This is a genomic window from Sphingobium sp. ZW T5_29 (genome assembly GCF_044987515.1).
Lineage (GTDB): Bacteria > Pseudomonadota > Alphaproteobacteria > Sphingomonadales > Sphingomonadaceae > Sphingobium.
On the sequence record NZ_JBJDRM010000002.1, the window covers coordinates 62706 to 81073 of the forward strand.

Genomic DNA, 18368 nt, shown 5'->3' on the forward strand with positions numbered 1-18368 from the left:
TCCGGCGGGCACGTTCGACTTCTCGCTATACATTCATCGGGGATCGCCACGATATGAGCAGCCTTGCGCAGCGCCGCGCCGCCGCAGACCCGGACAGACGCAAAGCGCGCAGGATGCTTGTTCGGGCGTTCCTTGCCCAGAATGTGGCTACAGGCTCCGCATTTGGTGGGTTCGCCGTCAGCATATTAGCGATCCAGGACCGTTTCGATACGACGCGGGGCATGGCCGCGATGGTTCTTGCGCTGACCGTGCTGGCGATGAGCGGGCTGGGACCGCTTGTGGCAGGATTGATTTCCCGCATCGGCCTGCGCAGCACGATGATGCTCGGCCTTGCGCTGTCGGTGACAGGCTATGTTCTGCTTGCCCTTGTTCAGTCGATTGAAGCCACGCTTGTCATCTGCACCCTGGCAATTGGTCCGGGCGCTTCGCTGCTCGGAGGTCTGCCCCCTAGTATTCTTGCGGGCAACTGGCATCCGCACGCGCGTGGGCGAGCGGTCGGGATCGCCTATATTCCGCTGTTCGTGACGGTGATCCCGTTGCTTGGCTTGATGATCATGCAGCGATTTGGGCTGCCGGCGCTGTTCCTTGCGCTGGCGGGGCTGCACATTTGTCTGCTGCCGGTGCTGCTGGGGGTTTCGGAGCCGCCTGAATGCGCGCAACCAGAACATGTGGCCGTAAATCCGGCTTCAAGGCCTGCTATTCTGTCGCAGCCATTATTTTGGGCGATTTTGGTTGGCGAAGGCGTACTCCAGGCAAGCACCATCACCGGTTCGGCACATATTGTCGCCATAGCGACCGAATATGGCGTGGCCGCCTCTTCCGCGGCGCTGCTCCTGTCCATCAAGGGTTTAGCGAGCATCTTTGGGTCCATCCTGGCAGGACTGGCTTGCGATAAATTCGGAGCTTCGCGGACGCTGAGCGTCGCAGGCGCCGGATTGACAGCTAGTTGGGTGGTAATCTCGATGAGTGGCTGGTTCCCCGCGCTCGCGCTGGCGATGATCATCATGGGCATATCGGGCGCCGCTATTTTTCCGCTGGTTACCGTTCTTGTCGCTCAACTCTTCGGAGTTGCGGCGTTTCCTCGCGTTGTTGGGTTTCTGGGCGCCTTCACCCTGCCGTTTACCTTCGGCGCTCCGGTTGCAGGATGGCTTCGCGATACGATGAACAATTATAATCTGGCAATGTTGCTCCTCATGACAGTGTCTTGCGGGGCGGCAATTATCTTCGCTTGGATCGGCCGGACAAAGCACAGCAGCGAAACGTCGTCATCCTGAAGATCCGGCCTCGCTCCCGCCTAGTTATTTGGCGAATTCAGATATCTCCGCACGTCCTTTAAGCGTCTTACCGCCGCGAGCGGCAGAGTGATTTTGAAGGTGCAGCCACGAGCGCGAGTTCAAATTTGTAATGCCGTGCCCTCCTGGATAGACAAAATATATGGATAAGGAAGTCTATTCCGACATGCGTTTCATCCCTGCCGGCAGTTTCCAGATGGGAGCCGACAACTGGTATCCTGAGGAGAAACCTGCTCGTCGGGTCCGGGTTGATGCCTTCTGGATCGATGAGACGCCAGTTACCAACGCCGCCTTCGCCGCTTTCATTGATGCTACGGGATATGTCACCCTCGCCGAGATCGCGCCTGATTGCAGGGATTATCCTGGTTTGCTGCCGGAACTAGCACAGCCGGGATCGGCGGTTTTTGAGATGAGCGCCGGACCCGTCGACTTTGCGGCGCCCGATTGGTGGGAGTTCCGCATCGGCGCCAACTGGCGCGCGCCGCTCGGACCTGGCAGCTCGATTAAGGGGATCGAGGATCATCCCGTCGTCCACATCGCCTATGCGGACGCGGAAGCCTTTGCCGCATGGGCGGGCAAGGCGCTGCCGACCGAGGCGGAGTGGGAATTCGCCGCGCGTGGCGGACTGGACGGCGCAGACTATGCCTGGGGTGACGAGCTAGCGCCCGGAGGGCAATTCATGGCCAATTATTGGCAAGGCGATTTCCCCCGCGACAACCAGCTTGACGATGGATATCTACGCACTTCGCCAGCGCGGACCTATGCCTGCAACGGCCACGGCCTTTATGACATGATCGGTAATGTGTGGGAATGGACCGCGGATTGGTATGCCCAGCCCAAAATCGAGCGCAAGCCAAAGGGCGCCTGCTGCATTCCGGCAAATCCGCGGGGCGGAACACGCGGCGGCAGCTTCGACAAGCGCGCGCTCGCGCGCATCCCGCGCAAGGTTATGAAGGGCGGCTCGCACCTCTGCGCGGAAAATTATTGCCAGCGTTACCGACCCGCCGCCCGGTACGCCCAGCCGATCGACACAACTACCAGTCATGTCGGCTTCCGCTGCGTGGTCCGGTCAGCGCGGTAAATGGGGGGGGGCGGCCTGTCGCCGTAGGCGCTGCTTCTGCCATCGTGATTAAATCGCTTGCACTGGCGCTGCGAAGAGCCGCGCACCAGAGAAGCTGTCCCACCGAAGCGCCTAAATCGAAGAAGTGAGGCTTGGGTCGGATAGTCCTCCTACACCAACGGAATTAGATCACTTTTACGCAGGCTTCATCGCGAACGTTCACGAGTACCGTTGAGAAAAAGCGTTGTCGCCTCGCGCGAAAGAGCGGCTCGCTGCGAGGAGTCGGGATTTTCGGCAGTCACCACGAACCGCACCCCGAACGTTGCCAAGGTGTAGAAGGTCCGACTTGCAAGGAGGGAAGGTATGGGCATGCCGAACTCAACCAGTCGTTGGGTCAGGACTGAGGCTGTGGAGGCCACCTGGCCATCATACGCCCACCGGGCAATGTCAGGATAGCGTTCGGCTTCGCATATCATAAGCCTTTGATACAAGAGATTACGGGGATGAAGATGCCGATCCAGCAACCATCGGGCAAGCCGCTGGAGGGTGGCCCCAACCGTCGTTTCTGCTCTGGGCGCGTCTGTAACATCACCTGGCCTGCCGAGGTGGATCAGCACTTGTTGGAAAAGGCCCCGTTTGTCGCCAAACTGGCGATAAATGGTCGCAGCTCCCACCCCCGACTTTTCAACGATATGATCAATCCTCGCGCCGCGAAATCCTTGATTGAGGAACTCATCACTTGCCGCATCCATCAAATCCTCGATGCGCTGGGGCGTTATTCTTCGCTTCTTCTGGATTTCGTCAAACCGGGGCTCCTCACTTAGGGGATCGTCCAGTGTCGCATCGCTGAACTGAGCGGCTCTCCGGTAGCCGTTAAGGAGCAGATCAATCGAATATCTGGCTTGGTTATACTGCCGCTGCCGATGGATCGGAAACCCCATGAGGAAGCGGGTGCCTTGGGTCGCAACGCTCCCAAACCGGCGCGCCAATGCTGCGGGATCCCATTCCTGCAATATGCCATCTTGCATAAGCGACGCCAGGTAATGAGCCAATGCGGGCGCGCCGCTGATCGTGCGGTTATGCAGTTCGGTCGCGAGATGCGGAAAACATCGGGTGGCGACCAGTTGCGCGCGCGTGAGGCCCATATTCTCGGGAGACAGAAAATGGGCGAGATAGCTCTTCATGACATCGCCGATGACCGTCGCCGGGTCGCCGCTCGCAATCGAAAGCTCTGAAGGTATTTCGGCTGAAATCGAGGCAATCACGTCCCGCATGACCGCACCGAACAGATCCACCTTCGTCGGATAAAGTTCGTACATGCTCTGTTTGCTAACGCGTGCCTCCCGAGCGATCAGATCAATCCCGGTCTCTTCAAAGCCGCTCCGCAGGAAAAGCTGACGGGCGACGGTCTTCAAACGTTCGTCGGCTGTATCAGCCATAAATTGCCCGCTCCAATAATTTGGACCGTTCGGTGCCACCTCTCGCGCCGGATCGCCAGCGCTGAAGACCGGCCATTGATATGTACGATAATTTCCAGTACATCAAGACGGCATATAGCAGATAAGCTTTTCCACACAGAAAAACTGGGAAGCTGTTTGGAACTGCACGCGGCAGGATCACGGGGAGCAGACAAGCATGAAGAAATGGCTCAAGGCGGCGCTATCCGGGGCCCTTGTTGGTACGTTGCCGTTTGTACCGGCTATTGCCCAGACGGGTGCGAGCAGCCCTGTCGCGCTGCCCGCCCCCGCTGCGCCCTTTGGCGGCATTATCGGCACCAACTATTCCGATTCTAAACCGGCATTTCCCAAACCCGTCGCCGCGCCCGCAAAAGCACCCAATGTGGTGATATTCATGACGGATGACGTGGGCTTTGGCGCCGCCAGCACCTTTGGCGGGCTGGTTCCCACGCCTAATCTCGACCGCCTGGCTAGCCGGGGCCTTCGGTATAACCGCTTTCACACGACGGCGATGTGTTCTCCCACTCGCGCAGCGTTGCTAACCGGGCGCAATCATCATGCGGTTGGTAATGGCATCGTGGCCAACCTGACGACAGGGTTCCCCGGCTACTGGTCGGAAATGCCACGCAGCGCGGCCACCATCGCCGAGACATTGCGGCTCAACGGCTTTAATACGGCCATGTTTGGCAAGCATCATATGGGTCCGGAAAGCGTCGTTTCAGCGGCTGGGCCCTTCGATAACTGGCCGACCCGCTTGGGCTTCGATTATTTTTATGGCTTCGTCGCCGCCGAGACCAACCAGTTCAAGCCTGCCCTCTATCGCGGAATAACGCCGATACCGACTTTGGAGGACGGTGTGCTGGACAAGGCGCTTGCTGATGATGCGATCAACTGGATCCGCAACCAGAATGCGGCCGCGCCGGACACGCCATTCTTCCTCTATTATGCGACCGGATCGACCCACGCGCCGCTGCAGGCTCCGGCAGAATGGATCGCCAGGTTCCGCGGCAAATTCGACGCCGGTTGGGACGTATTGAGCAAGGAGATTCGGACGCGGCAGGAAAAGCAGGGGCTGGTTCCCAAGGGCACCAGATCGCAGCCGCGGCCTGCGGAGATTCCGGCCTGGTCAACTCTCTCGCCGTCACTCAAAAAGGTCAATGCGCGCGCCATGGAGGTGTATGCCGGGATGCTGGCCTATCAGGACGCACAGATAGGCCGCGTCCTGGACGAACTCGACCGCACGGGCGAGGGAAAAAACACGCTGATCTTCTTCATCGAGGGCGATAATGGCGCCGCCGCCGAAGGTGACGCGAATGGCGCCACCAACGCCTTGGCAGGTTTTAACGGGTTCCAGGAAACAGACGAACAGCTTCTGGCTGCCATTGACGACTTTGGTGGACCGAAGGCCAATCTTAGTCTTGGTTTTGGATGGGCCTGGCTGACGAGCACCCCTTTCCCCTTGTTCAAACAATATGCCTCGCATTTGGGCGGAACGCGCAATGGCCTGGTCGTGTCATGGCCGGGGCATATTCAGGGCGGCGGAACGCGATCGCAGTTCACTCACGTCACAGACATCGTGCCTACTATATTGGAAGAGGTCGGCCTCACCGCGCCCGCTACGGTCAATGGCGCTCCGCAGCAGCGAATGGACGGGATAAGTTTCGCCTACACGTTCGACCAGCCCAAAGCGCCGGAACGCAAGACGACGCAATATTTTGAAATGATGGGCAATCAGGCCATTTATCATGATGGGTGGTGGGCAAATACAACGCCTGGCCGACTGCCCTGGACATGGAACAAGAGCAGTGGGCTTCCGAGCGATTATAAATGGGAACTGTACGACCTGAAGCGCGATTTCGCGCAGGCTGAAAACCTGGCCACGAAACAACCGGACAAGCTGCGCGAAATGCAGGCTATATTCGTTTCTGAGGCACAGAAGAACAATGTGTTTCCGCTCGACGACAGGATGACCGCAGAGCGTTTCCTTGCGGCGCACAGCGCAAAGCCACAACGTGATCACTATACCTACTGGGGTTCAGGCGTATCCATTCCTTCAGGACAGGCCGCGCCCTTGTTCAACCGTTCCTTCACCCTGAGGGCCGATATCATCGTTCCGCAACAGCCTGTTTCCGGTTCCATCCTTGCTCTGGGCGGTGCGTTCGGCGGATGGGGTTTCTATCTCAAGGACAATCGGCCAGTCGCAATGGTGGCGGCATCGCAACATCGCGAAGATCAGTTCCGGGTCGCCGCGACACAGGCGCTCCCGCCGGGGCGCGCTACGTTGACCTACAATTTTGATTATGATGGCGGCGTCAATGGCGGCGGTGAAATGCGTATTTCGCGCGATGGGCAGGAGATTATGCGCGGTCGTATCGACAAATCGATTTCCCGACTTGTCGAAATGACTGACACCTTGGACGTCGGCATGGACACCTCAACCCAGATGACTTCGGACTATCCCGAAGGTGGCGCATTTAATGGCGTCCAGCGCGTAGACATCTCACTGGGCGCGGTTGGACTTCAAAGTGAAGCGCCGCAATTGATGCGGTAATATTCTGTTTAGCCTGAAGGCCCGGCCACAATATTGCGGGCAAATTCAAGACCAGAACAGATCTGGCATTTTCGATCAAACGGATCGATGAAGGATGGATGCGAAATGAGCACGAAAAGCGGACGAATCCTCAGATTTTTGGCTTTGTCGGTCAGCGGAATTGCCGCGATGGCCCATGCTCAGGTCCCGGCACCTTCAACCACGTCCGCGGCCCCTGAATATGTGCGACAGGCTCCCAAGGGCGCGCCCAATATCGTCCTGGTGCTGCTCGACGATGTCGGCTTTGGAGCCCCCTCGACCTTCGGCGGCCCGGCGCAGACGACCACGCTCGACCGGCTTGCGCGCGATGGGCTGCGCTATAATCGCTTTCACACGACGGCCATTTGCTCGCCGACCCGCGCGTCCCTGCTTACCGGGCGGAACCCCCATGCCGCAGGCGTCGGCGCGGTCATGAACTCATCAGATGCGCGGCCGGGTTACAGCGGATTCCAGGGGAAGGACACCGCCACGATCGCCACGATCCTGCGCGAAAATGGCTATGCCACCGGGGCTTTTGGCAAATGGCATCAGACCCCTGACTGGGAACTGACTCAGGCCGGGCCGTTCGATCGCTGGCCGACGGGCGAAGGTTTCGACACCTTCTACGGCTTCCAGGGTGGGGAAACGGATCAGTTCAACCCCACATTATATCAAGGCACGGCCCCGGTGATGCGGCCCGCAGGCGACAATTATCACCTGACCGAAGATCTCGCCAACCGTGCGGTAAATTGGCTCCACACCGTGCGCACGTCAGGCCCCGGGCGGCCCTTCTTCCTCTACTTCGCAACCGGCGGCATCCACGCCCCGATCCAGGTTCCCAAGGAATGGATCGATAAATATCGCGGCCAGTTTGACCAGGGCTGGGACAAGTTACGCGAAGAAGTTTTCGCGCGTCAGAAGAAGCTGGGGGTGATCCCGGCCAACACCAAATTGACGCCTCGTCCGGCAGAGCTCCCGGCCTGGGACAGCCTCACGCCCGAACAAAAGCGATTTTCCTCGCGCTTGATGGAATCCTACGCCGCATATCTTGCGCATACCGATGCCCAGGTCGGCAAATTGGTAGACGACCTCAAGGCGAACGGCGAATTTGACAACACGCTTTTCATCTATGTGGTGGGCGACAATGGCGCCAGCGCTGAAGGCGGACTGGAAGGCAGCCTGGATTATATGGGCAGGCTCACCGGCATTTCTCCCGCACCCGACGCAAAGGCCTTCGCTCGTGAGGGCGAGATTGGCGGACCGTCGACTTATGCCCACATCAACTCGGCCTGGGCCTGGGCTTCAGACGCCCCCTTCCAGTGGACCAAGGCGGTCGCGTCCCATCTTGGGGGAACGCGCAATGCCATGGTGCTCAGCTGGCCGACCCGGATAGAGCGAGAGGGAGGCATGCGCAGCCAGTTCGGCCATGTGAACGACATCGTTCCGACAATATTGGAAGTCATCGGCATCCCCACCCCCGCAGAGGTGGACGGCGTGCCGCAAAAACCAATGAATGGCGTCAGCCTCGCCTACACGTTCAACGACCCGAAAGCTCCGGAACGGCATTCGACGCAGTATTTCGAAGTCTTTGGCCACCGATCCATCTATCATGAAGGCTGGATGGCATCGGCCTTCCACAGCCGCTATCCTTGGACCGTGTCAGCGGATAATGGACGTCCTTTCGAAGAGGACAAATGGGAATTATATGATCTTCGGACCGACTTCTCGCAGTCCAGGGATCTTGCCGCGAAGAACCCGAAGAAGCTCGAAGAGTTGAAGGCACTCTTCACGGCAGAAGCGTCTGCAAACCAGGTGCTGCCGTTGGGTGGTCAGGCGCCGGGCAAGGGCACTTTGCCGGACCCATCAGGAGGTCGTGAGTCAATCGATTATCGCCAAGGCGATATCGGCGTGCCAGAGGTCGCTCTTCCCCGCATGTTCAGTCTTTCCTGGACCATGCGCGCGACGATCGATACGACTGATCGGGCGCGTGGCGTCGTCGCGGCCTTGGGCGGCACGGACGCCGGGATGGCGTTGTATCTGGATGGCGATGGAAGGCCGAAATTCACATATCGTCTGTTTGACGTCAAAACGGTCGATCTTGTGGGTCCAGGCCCACTGACACCGGGCAAGCATTCCATTCAGGTGGACTTCGACTATGTCGGAGGAGGTTATGGGAAGGGCGGCACATTGAAGATGGCGGTAGACGATCAACCTGTCTCCTCCGACAGGATTCCTGCCACCCCTTACCTGTTCAGCATACACGAAACCTTTGGTGTTGGCTTGGACACGGGAGCGCCGGTGGGGCGCTATCCCGCCGATGCGAGGCTTGGCTATCCGATCGAAGGCGCAAAAATCGGCCGCGTGACCATCCGCGTTCGCTAGAGCGTTTCCAAAGCGAGCGGTTTCGGGGCGGGAGGAGATATATTGCGCGACCTGTCAGGCTTGAGACTGTTCGTTCTTGCGGCACAGAATAAAAGCTTTGCAGCGGCCGCACGCCAGGCTCAGCTCTCCAACGCGTCAATGTCTCGGCAAATAAGTGCGCTCGAAAAAAGTTTGTCCGTCAGGCTCTTTAACCGAGGAACGCGCGCTCTGACACTCACGGAGGCTGGCCAAATTCTACTTGCGCGTATGCTTCCGCTGCTGGGTGAGATGGACGAGATATTCGACAGCGTTTCGCTGTTAGAAGCAGAACCGCGAGGTTTGCTCCGTGTTGCAATTCGCGGTTTAATTGCATCTCAACGGGTTATGCCCGCATTGCCAGCATTTTTGGAAGCGCATCCAAGCGTTCAGATCGATCTGCAAATTTCCACCGATGAAAAGATGGACCTCGTTGCCGAGAATATCGATGTCGATATTCGCTTCGATCTTCCCGATAGCGGCGAGTTGGTTGCCCGGCGCCTAGGGCCGATGACTCAGTTGGTGCTTTTGGCTTCGCCAGCCTATCTTGCCAAACGACCCGCTCCGTCAGTGGTCAACGATTTATCCGACCACTCGGCGATCTTGTACGGCTCCAAGTCTGAAAAGACGGTTTGGGAGTTCGCTGGCCCTGACGGCACCACCGCGCGGGTTATGCCTTCGGGACAATTGAGCGTGAATGATGGAGGAATGAACCGCAGCGCGCTGCTTACGGGCGTCGGAATCGGAATCATGCCGCTGGAAGAGATTGAGCGAGAAATAGCAGACGGGAGCCTGATCCGCCTGTTGCCCAACCACAAGATTATCCAGCCCCGTGCCGGCAACGAGGGCATATTCGCAGTTTACCAGCGGTCTGCTTACCAGACCGGGAAGCTGCGGAGTTTCCTTATGTTTCTCGATGCTACCTTTAAGATGTCGAGCGACCACCAAACAAAACCGCCTGAAGCCCACGATCTGGGCATTCCGCAGCTGTATTCGTTACGCAGAATGTAACAGTTCATTTCGTATTTGGGGACTACCGAACGAGCGCGGCGGAAGCTATCAAATGGTGGTGCCGTAACCGGCATAAAAATCAGATGCCCGATACAAACTTATTGGATTTTCGCGTTTGCATGGTGCGCAATTTAAGAAGAAAATTTAGGCGGTGATAGGCATCGTCGCTGAAAATTAAAATATAGTCGGTGTTGTGTGGACTATTGTGCCGAGTCAGGTTGAGCAGGGATCAATTTTCCATATCTTTCGTGGCGCTGGCGCATGCATGACGATTTATGAATAGGGCATTTTGACTACGCCAAAATTGGTCAACAACACCATAGAAAATCTGTAGATGCGAAGCGCTATGTGTTTAGGCGCGGTCAAATAATTATGCGGATCAATATAATGATCAGGGCCTATGAAATGGCAAATAGTAAATAATTATTTGGACTTTTCTAGAATTGGTACGACGTCTTGACCGGCTAAAAGACGCCAAAATCGTTTTTGGCATGTCGAAAAATAAGTCGCGTCAATGAAAAGCTACAGTCATTGATTCTTAATCAAGTAATGAACAGCCGGGCATAATAAATTTCTGAATCACTACGCAGATGAATAACAAGAATATAAATCTATTTCATTATACGAAAAAAAATATGAACGGAGGGGATAATATGCCTAAATTGTTTGCCAGAACTTTGATGGGTGGCGCCGCGATGATGGCCTTCGGTGGCGACGCGCTAGCCCAGGTACAGCCACCTGCTGCTTCGACGGATGTGAATGGTGCTGCGACTGCTGTCGGAGGCACAGGTCTTTCGGAGATTGTTGTCACGGCACGCCGCCGGGCTGAGCGACTGCAGCAGGTCCCGATTTCTGCCAGTGCATTCGATGCTAATTCGCTCGCTCAACGGAATATTTCGAACACGCAGGACCTGCTCGGACAAGTCCCGTCGCTCGTCGTGGGTGGGTCGGGGCAGCAGCGCAGCACCGAAAATATCACGATCCGCGGGCAAGGTGCGACCTTCAATGCCGCGCCGGGCGTGGTGCTGTACTCGGCCGAAGTTCCGCTTATTGCCGACCAGCGCAACAATGCGCAAAACGGCGGCGGCCTGAACTATTATGATCTCGCCAGCTTGCAGGTTCTGCGTGGGCCACAAGGCACGCTGTTTGGTCGTAATACGACCGGCGGCGCCGTCCTTTTCGAACCTCAGCGTCCGACTGATCGGGTCGAGGGCTACGGCCAGATCCAGTATGGCAATTATGACTCTATTGAAGTGCGCGGCGCGCTCAACGTGCCGATCGTGGACGACACGCTGCTGCTGCGCGTCGCTGGCATGTATCAGAAGCGCGATGGCTTCACGCACGAGATCACCACGGACACCGATCTCGACAATCGCAACCGCTATTCCTTCCGCGCAGGCCTGACCTGGCGTCCGGCACCCGGGATCGAAAATTACCTGCTCGCAACCGTCGGTCGCGTGCAGGAACATGGCACCGGGACAGTGCTCAACGCGGTTCCAGCGGGGGTCAATCCGCAAAATGGCGTGCCCTACAGCGATTATCTGGAGGCGCAGATCGACCGCGGTATCCGCTCAGTCGCGCTCAGCCCGCTGCTCTTTAGCGAGCGGACGCGTTATTTCTCCATAACGGACATCCTGTCGGCAGAACTTACGGACAACCTGACGTTCCGCAACATCGCCAATTATCAGCGTCTGAAAAACAGCGCTCCCTTCGACGGCGATGGGATTCCTGATGATCACCGTCCACCATTGTCCACAAACGGTGGAGGCTCGATTGGCGCCCAAGAGATTGATCCGGGCGGCCTTCCCAATTACAATTACTACACCGATGTCCGGCAGTACTCGTTCGAACCTCAACTGCAGGGCAAGGTTGGTGGAGACGCGCTCAACTTCACCGTGGGTGCCTACTATGAAAGTGTTAAGCCGCTAGGACAACAGCTGGTTTCGGCAACCAATCAGACCCGCAGAGGCCAGAGATCAACCAGCCAAGCGCTGTATGCGCAGGGGACGCTGTCTTTCGGCAGTTTTTCGAACAGCCTTGATGGGCTGCGGCTGACCGCTGGCTATCGCTATACATGGGACAGCCTGACGGCATTCTCCAACTTCGGATTGCCCGGTGCACCAGTCACCTCGGAGCGCGCCAAGTTCAAGGCGCCCAACTGGACGGTCGGCCTTGACTATGATGCCATGCAAAATGTGCTACTCTACGCCAAGATCAGTCGCGGCTATAAATCGGGGGGGATCGGCACTGCCACCCCAGCACCAGAACTACGATCCTTTCGGCCTGAATTTGTCACTTCCTATGAAGGCGGCATAAAGGCAGATTGGCATCTGGGCGGTGTGCCAATCCGAACCAATCTAAGTTATTACTATACGGACTATAAAGATCTGCAGAGGACCGGCGGAACCGCCTACATATTCAATGGTCAACCGGTCTTCGGCGCGCAAACCAGCAATGCTGGACGAGCGCACATCCAAGGCGTGGAGTTTGAAGGCGAGATACGACCCGCCAACTGGCTCACGCTATCGGGGACCTATTCCCACACTGCTGCCAAATATGATGAATATACTGCGCCCTCCCTGTTCCCCGCAGGCATTCCTGCTTTTGGCCTGCCGCCCGGCTTCGACTGCGGTTCAGGCGTTCCGTTCAACGGCGCGACGGGCCAATGTATCCTGACCGGGATACCGTTCCAAAATACGGCGAAGCACCAGTTCAGCCTCACCGGTCGCATCGATTTGCCAGTCGATGAATCGCTCGGGAAGATCGCCGTCTCCGCTACATATGCCTATATCAGCGCTCAATATCAGTCGGCATCCAAGGCACCTGTCGATGAGCCGTTTGCCTATAACGGCGGTAACTGTCCCCGCCTGCAGTCGGGACCCAATGTCGGTGCCGTTCAGTGCGGCCCAGGCGATGGCTATGGCTTGCTGAGCGCCAAAATACAGTGGCAAAATGTTGCAGGGTCGAATTTCGACCTCAGCGCATTTGCGACCAATCTGACGAACGAAGACTATATCATTAGCAGCAATGGGACATCATACCAGAGCGGATTCAACTCCTACATTTATGGTGAGCCCAGAATGTACGGGATTTCGGTTCGATATCATTTCGGACACTGATTGATCATGCGCCATCGCCTTATCAAAGGGCGATGGCGCAATTTCGGAGCCAGAGAAACACCTCTCGCTTCCAAGCGGATGCAGGCGTGCACGGGGCATGACTGTGCCCAAAAACTGGCCTCCATCCGAATTTTTGGGGGAGGCGATCTACCTCACTTCAGAAAATTGAGAACTGGGACCTTCAATCGGGCTGCTCAATTTCACGGACGCCGATGAGATGAGCGATCATCTTCGTGTTTCCCTGGTCCTGGGCTACAGAAAGGGCACTGTTGCCGACCGCGTCGATCATGTCCTTGTTGGCGCCCGATAAGAGAAGGCGGTCGACGATGGTCTGATGACCGAAGAGCGAAGCCATCATCAACGCCGTCTGTCCGGCGTTGTTTGTCGCGTTCGGATCGGCCCCCCGATTAAGCAGCAGGTCGGCGATCACCTCATAGCCCTTGAAGGCAGTTCCCATCAGAGCGGTGTTCCCGCGAGTCCCGTCAGACTGGTCGATGGGCGCCCCATTGTCGAGAAACAAGGCCGTCGCGTCGCGGTGCCCATTGTAGCTCGCAAGGATGAGTGGAGTGTAGCCTCTGGAATCGCGCGCCGCAATGTCAGCGCCCGCCAGCAGCAAGGCCGGGATGACATCGATCCGGCCAAGTCGCGCCGCATCGAAGAGCAGCTCCTGGATCCGGTGGGGCGGCGGCAGGGGCGGCAGCACTTGGCTCGCTGCCGCCGTCTGGACGTCATTTTGCATCAAGATCGACCTTCAATTCGCGCGGCCAATGGCGAAGCACGCCAAGCTGATCGACGAATGCCGCCGCGTCCTTGGCGCTGGTGAGCGGAATACAGGCTTCATCAAGATCGTCGGCAATGCCGCTCTTGATGAAGATGGGCTGTGCGGCGGCGGTCAGCGCTATGAACTTGCAGTGGCCAAATGCGTCGCGCACGAAGTCCTGTGTCGCGGCATCGGTGGCGAGGAGGGCGGCCCCTTCTTCCGAAATCACCAGCGCCACGGCGTCGAACAGGACAGATGGTCCGCCGTCCACCTTCTGCTTTGCAGCGACCTTCGTCCCGTCCGACAGGGTGACGCCGCCGATGTTGGGTGCGATGACTTCGTAGATCGCTTCGATTTTATCGATCGCCTTGACCAGCGCGGCAAACAGGGCCGCGTCGGCGCCATCACTCAGGAAAATGCCAAGCTTGCGGCCCCGGAACGATGCGGGTCCATTCTTGACGATCGACAGCGCGTCCGAAGGCGGAAGATCAGTCCTGGTCGCTACTGCTGCCTGGGCGGGGGCGGGAAGCTGGGGCAAGCCCAAGCCCTCCGCAACAGTGGCGGCTAAATTCTCGTCTATATTGCGCAGGTGTGAAACCATGCGCGAGCGAATATCCGGACGTTCGACCTTGCTGAGTTCGAAGACCAGCGCATCTGCGACATGCTTCTGCTCGATAGGCAACTGGCTTATGTAGAACTGCCGCGCTTGGCTGTAATGATCGGCGAAGCTTTCCGGGCGGATGCGCAGCTTGGCGTCATCGGCCTCGTCGGCGTAACTGCGGAAGCCTCGAACCGGATCCTCCCGGGGTCCGCCCAAGGTCACACCCCAACTGTTGGGCTCGTAGTTCACCCGGCCTTTGGGGTTGGTCATCGCCATGTGACCATCCTGCTGGAAGTTGGCGACCGGAATCTTGGGCGCATTGATCGGTATATGCGTAAAGTTCGGACTTCCTAGCCGCTTAAGCTGGGTGTCCAGGTAAGAAAAGTTGCGGCCCGCCAACAGCGGGTCGTTGGTGAAATCGATGCCCGGCACAACATTTTGGGTGCAGAAAGCGACCTGCTCGGTCTCTGCGAAGAAATTGTCGACGACGCGGTCAAGCACCAGTCGCCCTATGGATCGGACCGGCAATATTTCTTCGGGAATGATCTTGGTCGCGTCGAGAACGTCGAAATCGAACTTGTCTGCAAATGCTTGGTCGAACAATTGCACGCCGAGTTCCCATTCAGGGAAGTCACCGCCATTGATTGCGTCCCACAGGTCGCGGCGGTGAAAGTCAGGGTCAGCCCCATTGATCTTGACCGCCTCGTTCCAGAGGACGGACTGCAGCCCCTGCTTGGGCTTCCAGTGAAACTTGACGAAGGTCGACTGACCTTCCGTGTTCACCAGGCGAAAGCTGTGCACCCCAAAGCCTTCCATCGTCCGGAAGGATCGGGGGATGGCCCGATCGGACATGATCCACATGACCATGTGCATCGATTCCGGCGTCAGGCTGATGAAGTCCCAGAAATTGTCGTGCGCGGTCTGCGCTTGGGGAAACATGCGGTCGGGTTCAGGCTTCGCCGCATGGACGAGGTCCGGAAATTTGATCGCATCCTGGATAAAGAAGACTGGGATATTGTTGCCGACAAGATCCCAGTTGCCTTCCTTGGTATAAAATTTCGTCGCAAAGCCCCGTACATCGCGGGCGAGGTCGAACGAACCCTTTGAACCGGCGACCGTCGAGAAGCGAACGAACACCGGCGTCCGCTCGCCGACCCGCTGGAAGATGTCGGCGCGGCTGATATCGGCCAGGCTCTCGGTCAGCTCGAAGAAGCCGTGGGCGCCGTAGCCGCGCGCATGTACGACACGCTCTGGAATGCGTTCATGGTCGAAATGGAAAATTTTTTCCCGGAAGTGGAAGTCTTCCAAAAGCGTCGGCCCGCGCGCGCCCTGCTTCAGGCTGTTCTGATCGTCCGCCACAGGCACGCCCTGCTGCGTGGTGAGTACGGGTGCGCCATTGGTAGCAGTCTGGTGCGTTTCGCCGCCTTGCCCCTGCACCTGGGCGTAGCTCGGCGAAATCTCCACATCATCGGGTAGCGGGGAGGCCTGCCGCGGGGATTGGCCTGACAGAGGCTGGTCGGGGGAAAGATCGGTCGGCGTCTTCGACGGCTTCCGGGTGATGGGCTTTTTGGCCACGGCAGATGCTCCCTCGCGTTATGGCGGCAGGAGCAGCTCCGTCGATCATCGGAGATGCACTCGGCCGCTTCCGGTCAGAGAACTTCCAAGTTGATAGCTAGTTTCGTCCAGTGCAGTGGAATCGCTTCATGGGCGGATATCACGGCCGCTATTGGCCGATCAGGCGTATAACTTGTCCAACTGTCCGCTTCACGCCAGAAATTGCTGTGTCATAAGTGCAGACAACGGGTCATCGGAGTTTCGGACATGCGGCGCGACGTTTCGTTTCCTTCAGAAGGGCGAGCCCTCAGGGGTTGGTTGTATCGCCTCCAGGGGAACTGCGGCGCGCTGCCTGGGATAGTCATGGCTGATGGACTGGTGGCCGTTAAGGAGCGCAATCTTAACCAATATGGCTGCGCGAGCGGTGTGGGCTTCAACTGGTTCAAGGAGTATCTCCTTGGTTGATTCCCGTAGACATATTAGCGCTGTTCAGATGCTTGCTCGCAATTTCGCCGAGGGCCACGTGGTCCCGGCGCATTGTCATCCAGACGGTCAGTTCGTTCACGCCGTTTCGGGGGTGATGGAGATCCGAGCGGATCATAAATTGTGGGTCGTTCCGCCGCAACGAGCGGTCTGGATTCCGCCAGGGACCATGCATGAATTCCGCGCGAGAACCCCCGTTCTGCTGCGTACGCTTTATATTGCATCGGACCATGTGCCGCCCCGGTTTGGAGAAAAAGCGGGAGGGTTCATCGTTACGGCGCTCGTGCGCGAACTTATCTTGCGGGCAACGGATCAGTCCGCGTCCAGTTGGAGCCCAGCGCGCACCCTTCGCCTGCATGCATTATTGCTGGATGAACTGGGCGATCTTCCGTCGGACGCCGTGATGTTGACCATGCCGTCGGATTCTCGGCTCATCCGTGCGTGCGAGCAAATTCTGGACAGCCCCAGCGGCGCGGATATCGAGGTGCTTGCTCGATCATCCGGTGCTTCGGTGAGGACATTGTCGCGCCTGGCCCGCGATGAACTGGGCTGCCCCCTTTCTGTCTGGCGGCAGCAAGCGCGGATCGTGGCGGCGGTGCCCAAGCTCATCGCCGGAGAATCCGTCCTGAGCACGGCGCTATCGCTGGGGTATGAAACGCCCAGCGCTTTTACGGCGATGTTCAAGCGCCTGATCGGGGCGACTCCGACCGCTTTTGTCACCGAACGGAGTGGCTATGCGGCGAGGCCGGGAAGATGACGCAGTACTGAAATGCGGGGCTTGGCAGCCAGCCAGCGCCCCCATGTAGGAAAGAACAGGGGAATCTTTTCCATGACGAGAACTTGTCCTGTATAGGAACAAACGTTAATTATTTTTGACGCCCGCCTAGCCCTGGAGGCGGGCATGTTCGGATAGGCAAATCGTGGTCATTCGCGGCGGACGCAAATTGTCGCGGACGTATGAGTAGCAAAAGCGTAGGAGTGAAAAATGGTCAAGATTGATTGGGATAGAGTTGGGAAAGGTGTCGCTCGCGAAAATGAGCGGATGATCTGGCGGCCTTACGGCGCGCCGATCGTTCTGGATCTGGAACATTCTGCGTTCCACGATGCACCGATCTCCGTTCCATGGAACATCCCCGAAACTCTGGCCGTCTCGGTGGCCATTACCGGTGCGTTCTTCCGCCGGTCGCAAAATCCGAACCAGCCTTACACGCCGGATGAAATCCGCAACTCTGCCCGCGAATGTCTTGAAGCAGGTGCAAGCACGGTTCACATTCATGTTCGCGATGACGAGGGTTATAATGTCCTTTCGCTAGACCGGTTCCAGCAGGTCATCGCGCCGTTGAAGAAGGACTATCCCGACCTGTCGGTCGATGGCTGCCTTGTTCCGGCGCTCGAAGGCGAATGGGCCGAAATGAAGCGGGTGCTCGCCACCGGTCTGCTGGACGGTGCGCCGATCAACACCACGACGACCTATATCGGCGACTCTCTGTTCAGCAAGCCTGCTCCGGTCATGATCGAAAAGGTGCGTCTCATTCTGGAAAATGGCGGCATTCCTGAAATCGCCGTCTATACCGACGCCGACGTTGCCAATGCCGACCGCTTCCTGATCAAGAGCGGGCTGATCAAGGGACCGGCTTTCTGGCTGATCCTTCCCGCCTTGCCGGGGTGCAGCCCCATGGAAAATCCGCGCCAGATGGTCGAAGGCCTGATGCGCACGGTCACCACCATCCGCGATGTCGATCCTGACGGCGTGATCATGGTGTGTGCTGCTGGCCGGGCATCCATGTATGTCGCCACGCTGGCAGCAGCGATGGGCTTGCACATCCGAGTGGGCATGGAGGATACCTATTGGCTCTGGCCGCACCGCGATGATCGCATCCAGTCGAACCTGCAGACCTTCGAACTCGGCGCGAAGCTGGGCGAAGTTCTGGGTCGCCGGGTCGCGACGCGCCAGGAATATACCGACATGCTGAGGTCCTGCGCTCAGGGATAACCGGCTGCGGCTGTTAGAGAAGCGGCCATGCTCCAGTGGACGGGGGCATGGCCGTTTCGCATTCTGTCGATA

The 18368-nt window shown here is 58.0% G+C and carries 11 protein-coding genes; 8 read left to right on the forward strand and 3 right to left on the reverse strand.

Annotated features, from left to right (window positions below):
• Window positions 1-113: 113 nt before the first annotated feature.
• The gene (locus ACI3KQ_RS01720; RefSeq protein ID WP_404954184.1) at window positions 114-1274 is read left to right on the forward strand and encodes a CynX/NimT family MFS transporter; all 1161 of its coding nucleotides are present in this window, start codon (window positions 114-116) and stop codon (window positions 1272-1274) included.
• 184 nt (window positions 1275-1458) lie between these two features.
• Window positions 1459-2373, forward strand: coding sequence for a formylglycine-generating enzyme family protein (locus ACI3KQ_RS01725; protein WP_404954506.1), 915 nt, complete (start codon window positions 1459-1461; stop codon window positions 2371-2373).
• Window positions 2374-2558: 185 nt separating this feature from the next.
• On the opposite strand, the gene ACI3KQ_RS01730 is transcribed toward ACI3KQ_RS01725, so the two are convergent.
• Window positions 2559-3791 carry a TetR/AcrR family transcriptional regulator gene (locus ACI3KQ_RS01730; RefSeq protein WP_404954186.1) on the reverse strand — a complete coding sequence of 411 codons (1233 nt, stop codon included), beginning with the start codon at window positions 3789-3791 and terminating at the stop codon, window positions 2559-2561.
• Between the two features lie 196 nt (window positions 3792-3987).
• Here ACI3KQ_RS01730 and ACI3KQ_RS01735 point away from each other — a divergent pair, with 196 nt between their 5' ends.
• The 4 genes from ACI3KQ_RS01735 (at window position 3988) to ACI3KQ_RS01750 (ending at window position 12905) form a co-directional block, all read left to right on the forward strand.
• On the forward strand, window positions 3988-6360 hold the full coding sequence (locus ACI3KQ_RS01735; RefSeq protein ID WP_404954188.1) for an arylsulfatase: 2373 nt from the start codon (window positions 3988-3990) through the stop codon (window positions 6358-6360).
• 105 nt (window positions 6361-6465) lie between these two features.
• Complete coding sequence (locus tag ACI3KQ_RS01740; protein WP_404954190.1) at window positions 6466-8760, forward strand: sulfatase-like hydrolase/transferase; 2295 nt, start codon at window positions 6466-6468, stop codon at window positions 8758-8760.
• 42 nt (window positions 8761-8802) lie between these two features.
• Window positions 8803-9786, forward strand: coding sequence for a LysR substrate-binding domain-containing protein (locus tag ACI3KQ_RS01745; protein ID WP_404954192.1), 984 nt, complete (start codon window positions 8803-8805; stop codon window positions 9784-9786).
• Between the two features lie 653 nt (window positions 9787-10439).
• The gene (locus ACI3KQ_RS01750; protein WP_404954194.1) at window positions 10440-12905 is read left to right on the forward strand and encodes a TonB-dependent receptor; all 2466 of its coding nucleotides are present in this window, start codon (window positions 10440-10442) and stop codon (window positions 12903-12905) included.
• 181 nt (window positions 12906-13086) lie between these two features.
• On the opposite strand, the gene ACI3KQ_RS01755 is transcribed toward ACI3KQ_RS01750, so the two are convergent.
• Both ACI3KQ_RS01755 and ACI3KQ_RS01760 read right to left on the reverse strand, forming a co-directional pair.
• Complete coding sequence (locus tag ACI3KQ_RS01755) at window positions 13087-13644, reverse strand: ankyrin repeat domain-containing protein (protein WP_404954508.1); 558 nt, start codon at window positions 13642-13644, stop codon at window positions 13087-13089.
• Window positions 13634-15841, reverse strand: coding sequence for a catalase (locus ACI3KQ_RS01760; protein WP_404954196.1), 2208 nt, complete (start codon window positions 15839-15841; stop codon window positions 13634-13636). Before ACI3KQ_RS01760 ends, ACI3KQ_RS01755 begins: the two co-directional genes overlap by 11 nt.
• Window positions 15842-16190: 349 nt before the next feature.
• On the opposite strand from ACI3KQ_RS01760, the gene ACI3KQ_RS01765 reads away from it, so the two are divergent.
• Window positions 16191-17060, forward strand: a complete 870-nt coding sequence (locus ACI3KQ_RS01765; RefSeq protein WP_404954198.1) for an AraC family transcriptional regulator — start codon at window positions 16191-16193, stop codon at window positions 17058-17060.
• 228 nt (window positions 17061-17288) lie between these two features.
• Window positions 17289-18296: a 3-keto-5-aminohexanoate cleavage protein gene (locus ACI3KQ_RS01770; RefSeq protein WP_404954200.1), complete on the forward strand. Its 1008-nt coding sequence runs from the start codon at window positions 17289-17291 to the stop codon at window positions 18294-18296.
• Window positions 18297-18368 lie beyond the last annotated feature (72 nt).